Source organism: Duncaniella sp. (genome assembly GCF_029054785.1).
Taxonomy (GTDB): Bacteria; Bacteroidota; Bacteroidia; order Bacteroidales; family Muribaculaceae; genus Duncaniella.
Genome location: NZ_JAIDEN010000101.1, coordinates 19,520 through 30,415 on the forward strand (window position 1 = coordinate 19,520; position 10,896 = coordinate 30,415).

Annotated in this window: 6 protein-coding genes; 3 read left to right on the top strand and 3 right to left on the bottom strand. The window is 51.3% G+C overall.

Annotated elements, in window-relative coordinates; genetic code table 11:
- Window positions 1-83: 83 nt before the first annotated feature.
- From sprA to K2H17_RS06895, 3 genes are all read right to left on the bottom strand, one after another.
- Window positions 84-7,472: a cell surface protein SprA gene (gene sprA / locus K2H17_RS06885; protein WP_300133003.1), complete on the bottom strand. Its 7,389-nt coding sequence runs from the start codon at window positions 7,470-7,472 to the stop codon at window positions 84-86.
- Between the two features lie 102 nt (window positions 7,473-7,574).
- Window positions 7,575-8,168, bottom strand: a complete 594-nt coding sequence (gene ruvA / locus K2H17_RS06890; RefSeq protein WP_300133006.1) for a Holliday junction branch migration protein RuvA — start codon at window positions 8,166-8,168, stop codon at window positions 7,575-7,577.
- A gap of 178 nt (window positions 8,169-8,346) precedes the next feature.
- Window positions 8,347-8,748, bottom strand: a complete 402-nt coding sequence (locus K2H17_RS06895; protein WP_300133009.1) for a hypothetical protein — start codon at window positions 8,746-8,748, stop codon at window positions 8,347-8,349.
- Window positions 8,749-8,859: 111 nt separating this feature from the next.
- On the opposite strand from K2H17_RS06895, the gene K2H17_RS06900 reads away from it, so the two are divergent.
- From K2H17_RS06900 to K2H17_RS06910, 3 genes are all read left to right on the top strand, one after another.
- Window positions 8,860-9,531, top strand: a complete 672-nt coding sequence (locus K2H17_RS06900) for an RluA family pseudouridine synthase (RefSeq protein ID WP_300133012.1) — start codon at window positions 8,860-8,862, stop codon at window positions 9,529-9,531.
- A gap of 63 nt (window positions 9,532-9,594) precedes the next feature.
- A complete protein-coding gene (locus tag K2H17_RS06905; RefSeq protein WP_300133015.1) occupies window positions 9,595-10,425 on the top strand; it encodes a 1-acyl-sn-glycerol-3-phosphate acyltransferase in 831 nt (276 codons plus the stop codon).
- Window positions 10,426-10,461: 36 nt separating this feature from the next.
- Window positions 10,462-10,896 (top strand): GNAT family N-acetyltransferase (locus tag K2H17_RS06910; RefSeq protein ID WP_300133018.1); only part of this gene is annotated, 435 nt, incomplete at its 3' end.

Genomic DNA, 10,896 nt, shown 5'->3' on the forward strand with positions numbered 1-10,896 from the left:
GTATTTTTGTCAAGAGGGGAGATAAATGTCGGAAATGCCGGAAAAATTGAGGTGGGGAATGAGTGTCCGCAGGTTGCGGCTGTTTAACGGGCGAGCGAGAGGTTGAGGTTGAAGCCGAAGGAGGTATTGGTTGTGGGGTAGGAGGTTGAGGAGACGATCGGGGTGTTGATCTGGTGGTCAAAAAATGCGCCGAGGGTCAGACGGCGAGACATGACATAGGCTGCCGTGAAATTCATTGTCAGAGAGCGTGTGCCGGAGGTCGGCTGGGTGTAGGCTGTCTCGATACGGCGGATAAGGGCCTGAGTTTCCGAGAAGGCGAAATCGGCGTTGAGGGTAAGGTCGTTGGAGATGCCGCGTCCTGATCCTTTCATCTTCAGAACGGTGTTGAAGCCTATGATTTTGTAGCCTACACCGATGGTGAGGCCTCGTTGGTTGGCCTCTACTACCTGACCGGCTGAAGTGTTCAGGGTCAGAGTGCGTGAATCGCGGTAGTCTGCCGAAATAGTAAGGTCATTTTTAAGAGTGACGGCAGCACCGAGAAGCGGCGCGAATTTTTCAGTTATGGCAACAGACGAGATGTTGTAAGGCGAGGTCGGTATCGGGTTGCCTGTCTGTTCATCGATTGTGAATCCGAGGTTACCGCCGTCGGCACTCATCCAGTTGAGATATGAGGAGTAAGAGCCGACCGAATATGTGCACTGGTAGGCGTGGCTCAGTGTGAATGCTTTGAAAATCTTGCGCAGATTGCCAAGATAGATCAGACCGTCGTATGTCACTCTCCAGTTGGGGAGCGCGTCGGCAAAGGAGGGGAATGGTGTGAGATATTGTTTGCCGGGCTTGGTGCCGGAATATGCGGCGATGAAGGCCGGGATAAGCACATCGGAGCTTGTCGGGCTTATGTCGCCGACTTCCGGATTGAACGGGTTGCCGGCATTGATGTTCCCGTCCATGAAACCTCCCATCGGGTAGTTGAGAGAGGCATATTGATTGCGTATCCTGTTGGCGATAACGGGAATGTTGGTCAGGAAATCATTGAATGCACCGGAGGCATAATCGTTGTCGGCTTTGAAGTGGCGCAGCGCAGTTCTCAAGGCTACATGTGTTTTGGTATATGAGCCTGCGAGTGAGGTCGGCATGTTGTCATACATGAACTGGACCGAGCGTGTGCGGTTGTCGGTGCGGTTGGTGGTCAGCACGATTTTCAGACCTTTGACAGGTTCGAGCGTTAGGTCTATGTTAAGTTCCTTGGTGTTTGAGAAGATTGCAGGTGAGGTCTGTCCGTCGTCGGTTATGAGCCAGCCGCGGCGGAGAGCCTTGTCGATGTATTTCTCATCGGTGAATCCGAATGCAAAGTCAAGGCCGGGCGACATCGGGCCATAGCTTCGCGACTGTCCGAACACATTGCCTATATCCGGGCGGAAGAGCGGAAGCGAAAGTGAGTTTGTCGAGCGGAAACGGATTGAGGCATTGCGGGGCGACATGACGAAGCGGCTTGCATATTCGCCGATTTCGCGCCAAAGAGTCTTTTCTTCTTTCAGCACTTCCTCGATGGTGAATTTCAGGTTCTGTTCTCCACGGGTAAGAATCTCGATGCTGTTGGCGTCTTTCACCCGGTGGGTGATGCGGAAGGGCTTGCCGTCAACGGTTGTCGCACGGACTTTCACCTTTGAGTTTCGCAGATTGTGGCGTACCACGAGCGATGTGTCGGGCAGAAGGGCGTAAGTGCGTTCGAATTTCTTTGGTTTCTTGACACGGGCCGGAGTCTTTTTGGCCTGGAACCGCTGGTTGACTTTTTTTGTGTAGGACCACTTATTGTAGAGTGATTCGAAATTCAGACGTCCGTCCATGTTCCATGAGGCCTGGTTTGCGATGGAATTTCCTGTCTCGATTCCATCGACTTCTGCGCCGCGGTCCCAGCGGTAGGTGGAATTGTAGGACACATTTCCTGTCAGCCAGTCAAGAGCCGGGATTTTGGAGAAGGGCGCACGATAGCTTGCCACAAATGACTGATTGTAGCTCCAGGGTGTACCGAGGTGAAGAAGACTCTGGATGACCGTGTCTTTCCACTCTTTGTATTTGTCAGGGAACAATTTGCGGTTGACCGCACCCATTGTTTCTTCAATGCGTGCAGAGGTGTTGCTGTTGAAGTTGAGAGTCAGAGATTTTGTGAGATTCCATGTCAGAGACAACTGGCGGTCCCAGATGAAGTTCTTGCTGACTGACACAGGAAGCTGGAAATCCACATCAGTTTCCGATCTGGTCTGCATTTCGTAATAGTAGCGCGAGATTGTTGTCAGGAATGTGATGTTGCTGGGGAGATAGTTGAATTCCCATTCCTTGAAAAATTTCGCATGTTTCGATTTGCTTTTTATGAAACTGAAGGGGCGCACACCTTTGAGGTAAGGAGTGTAGGAATATTGCAGTGATCCGCGATAGTCGTTAGTGTTTTCATATTCTGTCGTCGGATCTGTTTTCGACTGCTTGTTGAATGAGAAGTTGATGGTGAAGTTGGCCGGATCCCAAGGCATGGGATTCTTGGATTTCACATCAAATTTCAGACCGGAGATGGAGAAGCTCTTGATTGTCGAGTTTTCCACCGCATAGTTGCGGATGGAGTCTTTCTGCGCTTCTGTGGCGCATGCGTCCAGAGCGTCCTTGAGCTTCACGTCCTGATCAAGCGGATTGTATTTTGGCGTGATGCGTTCTTTTGATACAGAATAATAGATCGGGGCGCGCAGTTTGACTTTTTCAGGGAGGAAACGGCCCGCATCGACCTGCATGGCAAAATTGTACTGCTCGTAGTCATCCATCCGACGAGCGTTCAGGCTCTGGTCGACGGCACCGAATCCGGCCGTCTCGACATGTGCCCCGAAATTCAGAGTCGCGATGTCGCTGACGCCGATGTTGAGATTGCCTTTGGCCGCCCAGCCGCCTTCGCTCTCGAAATCAGTGACTTTTAACTCGTTGAGCCAAACGATGGCATCTTTAGTGGTGCTTGCATTGTTGCGCACACCGATCAGCATGACGCGCACGTCGCTCAGCGACGGATTGCCTATGACGGCCATGCGGTTGCGCTCGTTGGCCGGATCGCGGCCGGTGAAAAGAGTCGCGAATCCGACTCCCGGCTGCTGTTCGTTTTTGGCTCTGTTGCGCTCTTTTTTCAGATTGACAAGGGCCTGGAGGTTGAAGTCCATGTAGTTTTCGCGTGGCCATACGATAGCGCGGTCAGCGGCATTGTCGGAGTAGGTTCCGGCCGGAGTCAGCTGGAGCGGAATCTCATATTCATAGTAGTTGCTGCGAACGTCTGTGCCGAGGCGCAGGAAGACGGAGATCTCGCCTGACTGCAACTTGGTCAGATCGTCAATGAGTTTTTCCGCGTGGATCCACATCTGAAGTTTTTTGTAGTTGCGCAGGTCGTGATGGGTGTTCTTGTAGATGCCGCGTGCGTCGCCGGGCTGGAGTCCGGTGACTTTGAGCGAGAGCGACTGTTCGTTGAGCTGCACGATCTGGCTTTGTCCAGGATCTGAGATTCGGCTGACGCCGGGAGGAAGCACGTAGTTTACCGGCTCACGTTTGGAGTTTTCCTCGATGTTGACCACCGACACATCCAGCTGGCCTTCGGCAGGAGCGTCGCCGCGTGAGTTGAGATTGAACTGATAGGGACGCCATTCGCCTCTGACGAGTTCAAAGGTAGCGAAGCGCAGGTGGGTGACGGCTTTGAAGCCTGTCATGAACATGCGGGCGAAACGGATGGTGGAGAAGTCGCTGATGTTTCCGACCACTTTCTGATAGTCGCTCAAAGGAATTTTGAACTGATACCAGACAACTTCCTGTGTGGTCTGGTCATTGTTGATCACGATAGAGGTCTGCTTGTCGGTAATGTAGTTCTTGCCGACAACCAGATCCTCAGGCCGGATGGAGATCTTGTACTGGAAATAGCGTTCGTATTCATTCAGGGTGTTGTCCTGATTGATGTCTTCCACGTCGGGGAGCGCGCGCGAAGACTGGTAGAGCGGGTCCTTGGCATCGGAGGGAGAGAGGGAGTTGCCTTCGACACCGTTGTAACGTTTGTAGCGTTCGAGCACACCGAGGCGCTGCTCGTCATAGTCATAGCCTCGGAAAAAGTGGTAGTTGTCACCTGCCGGGTCGTTCAGGGGAGAGAAGGGGTCGGCCTCCATCCTTTCGATTGCCGACGGGCTGAGCTTGAGACGCAATTCAGCAAGATAGTCGGCATACGTGCTGAATCCGAATTCATCCTCGTTGATGAGACCGTCGAGGCCGACGTCCTGCGGGAGGCGTGAACTGGTGTTGTTGTCAAAGGCATAAGTCAGTGAATTCTGACTTGAAACGCGTCCCCAGACGGTTGCGTGCATGCACTGATCATTGCCGGTGACCGGTATGCCGTTTTCATAGCTCTTTTTGCCGTCCTTGAGGATGTCTTCTGAGATTTCACCGAAATTCAGATAGAGGTCACCGCCTTCAAGATTGTCATTGTCAGGATCAAGGAAGGGAGAAAGCATCCAGAACTGCACGTATTCGATGTTCGAGGCATCGAAGTTTGTGTTGTCCATCTTGCGCATGATGCCTCCCCAGCGGCGTTCGGGGAAGAGCAGGTTGCCCTGGTCGTCGATGTCGGTCGCATCGAGGTTGTAGGGGCCGCGTTCGGTCGGGTAGAACGACAGGTTGAGTGTCTGGATGGTGTTCGACTCGCCATAGGTCAGTTCGCGGCCTGGGAAAATCTCACGCGAGGTCACCTCTCTGACATAAGGGTTGTTGAGCATGGCCGGGTCGTTCTTGATATAGCCCGGACACATCGAGGAGTTGCGGGCTGTGAACATGCGGTCGATGTAATACCAGTTCAGCAAAGCACGGTTTTTGCCATAGCGTATGTCATTTGAGAGTGCTGCTTCCGGAAACAGGGCGTCGCCGCTCGGATCATAAGGGGTGGATGCGAGGAACCAGGAGTAGGGTGAACGCAGGTCAATGCCGATCTGGGTGCTCTCGAAGTCATCGATATATGATGAACCCTGATTGCTTCCGCTCTTCTGCTTGTGAGGAATAAGGTTGGCGAATTCAGCCTGAAGACTGAGGGTGGAGGGCTGCATCGCATTGACCGTCGGGATCTTGTTGAGGAGATTGGTGAGCCACATGAACTGTGTGTTGTACTGCATGTTGAGTCCCCAAATGGTATTGTTGACCACTTCGTCTCCGATATTGACTTTCTCGGTCTGCGCTTTTTCGGAAAAGTGCATTATTGTTGCGCCGAGATTGAAGTCCTTGCTGAATTTATAGTTGAGATCCAGTCCGAGCAGTGTTTTCCGCTGCATGGAGTAGAGTGACTGGTTTTCAAGGGAGACACTGATGCTTTGGCCGGAGTCGATGATACTCTGGTTGGTGATTGTGACGATGCCCATTGTATAGTCAACGGTGTAGTCGCTGTTTTCAACGAGCTGCACACCTCCGGCGGTGACAACCACAGAGCCTCGCGGGACGTTCATGGCATTCAGTCTGATCTGCGACGACGATCCTTCCGCGCCTTTGTAGCGGCCCGACAGGATGAATTTGTTCTTGTCGGCAAACTGTCGGGCTACTGTGAGAGTCGAGTCATAGAGCTGTTTGTAGACATAGGGTTCGGCAGCCACAGCGTTGCCTATCTTCTTTTCAAGATTCGATCCGAACGGCTCGACCACCGGGAATATGATCTTGCCCTGTGAGGCCAATATCGTATAGCCCTCGATGAAGTCAAAAAATCCGTCGGGGTTGGAGGCTTCGTTCGAGTCGATGCGGTCAAGGTTCATTACCTGAAGAAGCGGAATGTTGTTGATCGGCGGAACGGGGAGATAGTTGATCTGAGTGCCGGTAGTGTCGCTCAGATACTTGATGTTCAGCCGGAAATCCGATTTGTCGATCTGATAGCCGCCAAGAGAATAGACGTTTTTCATCATCAGGTCCCACATCGGCAGTTTCGGGTCAATGGTGGTTGACTTCAGCATCTTCAGGTAAAGCGACTGATCGGTGGTGGAGATGTCGGCGGAGAATTCACCGACCTGATAGACCTTGCCGTTGTAGGTGTATTCATATGCGACGCCGAGAACCTCGTCGGAGGCCAGGGCGCTTTTCAGAGAGATGTAGCCGAGAGTCGGGTTAAGAGTGTATTCCGAGGCTGAAAGGAGACGGGCGGATTCGACTTTCTCATAGTCCATGCCGCCTTCGATGCCCATAGCAGCCAAAGGAGCCAGCGCCTGGGTTACTGTGTTGATGTCGCGCGCTCCCGGATAGTCGGCCTTGATGGTGGAGAGGAGGTTGTTGGAGAGGTTGGAGGGTTGCGGATAAGCCGGGTCGGTCAGCCAGTAGCGGTTGGCAAGCACCTGGTTTTCTCCGAGGTCCATGAATGCGACGAAATTTCGGCTCTGGTCGAATCTGGCGTTGCGGTTGGTGATCCAGACTTCGATACGTGTGATCTGTATGCCGGATGAGACGTAGGGGAGGCGGGAGGCAAAATTGTCGTAATTGTCTCTGAAAAAGTGGCCGAGAAAGAAATGACGGTTCTGGTCATACTCATCGGCATTGATGGTGAAGTCAGTTGTCTGCACACCACCTTTCGAGCTGACCGTGGTGGTCTGTGAATTCTGTTGCGAGACCAGAGCCGTGGCTGTCAGTTTGCCGAACTGGAGCTGTGTCTTTATGCCGAACAGAGCGGTGCTTCCACGGATCAGGGATGATCCGGTTGTCATCGAGACATTACCCGCTTCAATTGATTTGACAATGTCATCCTCCTTGCCCTCGTAGGCGAGTTTGATGTTTTTTGAATCGAAGTCAAAAGTCGCGTCCGTGTTGTAGGTCATGTTGAATTTCATGCGGTCACCGACGGACGCATTGACCGTTGCCTGAATCTTTTGGTCGAAGTCAAAATATGTTCTTCGCCGGGCGTCAAGCGAGAGGGCCGGGTTGTCGGTCTTGTTGGTCTTAATTCCCATTGACAGGTTGACGGAGCCTTGTGTCTTCAGCTGCACTCCTCCGGGGCCGAAAATTTTTTCCAGCGGACCGAGCGCGAAATTCATGTCAAGGATGTTGAAGGGCTCTTTGTCAGGCTTTGTGAGAGCCTCGGAGTTGCGAAGCCGGAAGTAGTCCTGCATCTGACGCCGTGTCTGCCAGTTGTTGTATTGCTGCGGAGTCAGGTAGAAGGGTGTGACAATGTCTGATTCGCCCAGACGGGTGCGGATCACGTAGCATCCGAGCTGAGGATCGAATTCTGCTGTCGTCGATATGTTGGACGGGAGGTCAAGATCAGTTGCAAGTTCGCGTTCCATCAGTTCGTCATAGGTCTGCGGAATGAGAGGCCTGACGGGAAACTGCGTGATTATGGAATCGGATTGCTGCTTTGGCGCAGTCGAACTGATCACCGGCGCGGGCGGGGTGAATTCAGGATTTATGTTTTGGCCGAACGCAAAAAAAGCACCTGTCACCGTCATGGCTGCTATGGCGGTGAGGATGCTGCTTATGTTGAATATGTCGCGCCGTTGTTTCAGGACTGTGTCGAGATTTTTCGGTTAATGTCCGCACAGGGGGGGAGGCTACATCATGCTCAACGCCTTCTTTATGGCTGTTTCAACTTTGACGGCAGGATCGGCGTCGAAAATGCGTTTCAGCGCTTTCTGCGATTGCTGACGTGCAAAGCCCAGAGCGGTCAGAGCGGCGAGGGCTTCATCATAGACTTCGCCGGATATGCCTGGAGAGTCGGACTGTAAAGATAACGTCGGGTCGGTGGGTTTTATTTTATCTTTCAGGTCAACAATTATGCGCTGGGCAGTCTTCAGCCCGATCCCTTTGACATTCTTAAGCCTGTTATGGTCGCCGGAGGTGATGATTGCCTCCAGTTCGCTCGCAGGGAAAGACGAGAGGATGAGTATCGCAGTGTTCGGTCCGACTCCGGAGACTCCAATCAGAAGCCGGAACATGTCACGTTCGCCTGCGGTAAAAAAACCGTAAAGCAGATGTGCGTCTTCGCGGATGACTTCATGGACAAGGATCTTGACCTGACCGCTTGAATTCCGGAGATTCTCAAAAGTGCTTAAGGATGTGGAAAGCATGTATCCGATGTTGCCGGTTTCAATTATTGTATATGTAGGGGTGATTTCGGCAACATTACCTTTTATATATTCAATCATTATGGTTCATGGATTAAGAGGGTGTCAAATCTCCTTCGGGAGGATATTCTTTTGCAAATTTACGCTAAAAAGCTGAATTTGGCGGCAAGGAGAGATGTAAATATGAAATCGGCTCTGAAACTTCGGGGGGATGCCGGGAAGTTCCAGAGCCGATAGATTCTGTCAGTGACGCCGGTGATTAAAGTTCGTCGTTTTCGAACACGATTTCGTAACCGTCGCCGCTTTTGTTGCCTTTGTAGGAGAACTTGAGACCGCGGTCAGCCAGTTTCACAAGCTGAATGAATTTTTCCTGGGCAGGATTGCCGATCACCTGGCTCTTTACCTGAGCTTTCTGCTGGTCGGCAGATTCTTTCATCAGGTTGATGTCAGCCTGGTCTTCGTCAACGAGGTAGTTGTAGACGATATAGCCGTCTTCGGTCGAGAGGCTCATCTTTTCGATACCGGGCATTTTCTGACCCTCAAGCTGTTTGTTGATTTCTTCAACGGCCATGTTAAGGGCCTTGTCAGAACTGCCACAGGCAGTTGTCATTGCCATCACGACTGCTACGGCCATGAAAGCTACATAACGGATAAGTTTCATGAAAACTGTGTTGATTGATAAATATGGTAAATGTGGAGTGCAAAGTTACTCTTTTTTTTCCATATATGATCAAAATCCTCTAACTTTGCGACAAAATAAATACAGATTGTAATGCAGATTGTCTACGAGGATAACCATATTATAATAGTAAATAAATCGCCCGGAGAAATTGTGCAGGGCGACAAGACCGGCGATGAGCCTTTGGTCGAGACTCTTAAGAAATGGCTGAAAGAAAAGTACAATAAGCCCGGAAATGTCTTTTGTGGAGTTGTCCACCGGCTTGACCGCCCTGTCGGCGGACTGGTCGTATTTGCGAAAACCTCCAAGGCTCTGACCCGTCTTAATGAAATGTTTCGCAAAGGAGAGGTGGAGAAGACTTACTGGGCGCTGACCCGCAATCTTCCGTCGGTCCCGGAAGGAAGGCTTGAACACTATATTGTCACCACGGAGAAAAACAATAAAAGTTATGCCTCTCTGGCTGAAAAGAAAAACTCGAAGAAAGCGATCCTGAGTTACCGTCTGTTGGGTAGCTCGGACCGTTACCATCTTATCGAGGTGAAGCTCGAAACAGGCCGCAAACATCAGATCCGAGTGCAGTTGTCGGCTATCGGCTGTCCGATAAAGGGTGATCTTAAATATGACGACAAACGCAGTAATCCTGACGGCTCGATCTCGCTGATGGCCCGGCGTGTGCGTTTCGTCCATCCGGTTTCAGGCGAAGTGATTGATGTGACGGCTCCGTTGCCTGCCGATCCGCTCTGGCAGGCTTTTGCAAATTATTAACGGAACCCCGGATTTTAACTATTGTTATTAAATAACCTCTTAATGTCTGTCAAACCGTCAGTAATGAAAATAGATCTGGACGAGGTCCTGCGTCTGCGGGTGCCGTCCTATCATCGGTTTATACCCCGTTTTATCATAAAGAAACTGGAGGATTACATCTGTCAGGACAAACTCAATGAACTCCTGCTCAACAATTCTACCAAGGAAGGCGTTGATTTCTGCCGCGGTGTGATTGATGATCTTGGGGTGAGATACAATCTCCACGGCTCGCTTCCTCAATCCGACAGCCGGGTTGTCATCGTGTCGAATCATCCGCTTGGTGGTCTTGACGGCATGGTTCTGGCCGATATGGTTTCGCGGCAATACGGCGGACGCAAGGATGTGAGCTTTGTAGTCAATGACCTGCTCCATTTTGTCACCCCCCTGCGCAACATATTTGTTGGTGTGAACAAACATGGCGATCAGTCACGGACAGCCGCAGCACAGCTCGACGAGGCTTTTGCTTCAGACAGACCTGTGGTCATGTTTCCTGCCGGCCTGGTATCGAGAAAAGGAGACGACGGGACAATCGCAGACCTGCGATGGCACAAAATGGTCGTGAATAAGGCCGTTTTGCATAAGAGAAATGTAATTCCGGTCTATTTTAGTGGGCATAATTCGCAGTTTTTTTATAAATTTGCACGATTAAGAGTCCGTCTTGGCCTGAAATTCAATATTGAGATGATCTGTCTGCCACGTGAAATTTTCAAAAGTGCCGGTAGTGTTTTCGATATTCATATAGGCCAGCCCATACCTTGGACGGGACTGCGCGGCGGAAAGGAGTCGCAATCTCAAGCCGATGAACTCCGCAATGCAGTCTATAAGTTGTGCGAAGAAGCTGATAGTGTCCGTTGACGGAAACAGAATAAAACAAGAATTGACAATAGACAGATGACCGAAAAAATAATTGATCCGATCGACCATGTGCTGATAGAGCGCGAACTCACCCATGACCGGTTGTTGCGCTCAACCAATAAAGGTAATAATGAAATATACGTGGTTGACGGCCGGGAATGTCAGGCTACAATGTCAGAGGTAGGCCGACTCCGGGAGATCGCTTTCCGTATGGCCGGCGGTGGCACGGGAAAGAGCTGCGACATTGACGAATTTGACCTGATGGATCCTCCATGCCGTCAGCTGATTGTCTGGGATCCCGAAACAAAGCAGATTCTCGGTGGCTACCGTTTTATTATCGGAAGTGACATCCGCCTTGACGAACAAGGCCGTCCGCGTATTGCCACAAGCCACATGTTCCACTTCTCGGACCGCTTTGTGAAAGACTACTTGCCCTATACGATCGAGCTCGGACGCTCGTTTGTCAGGCTC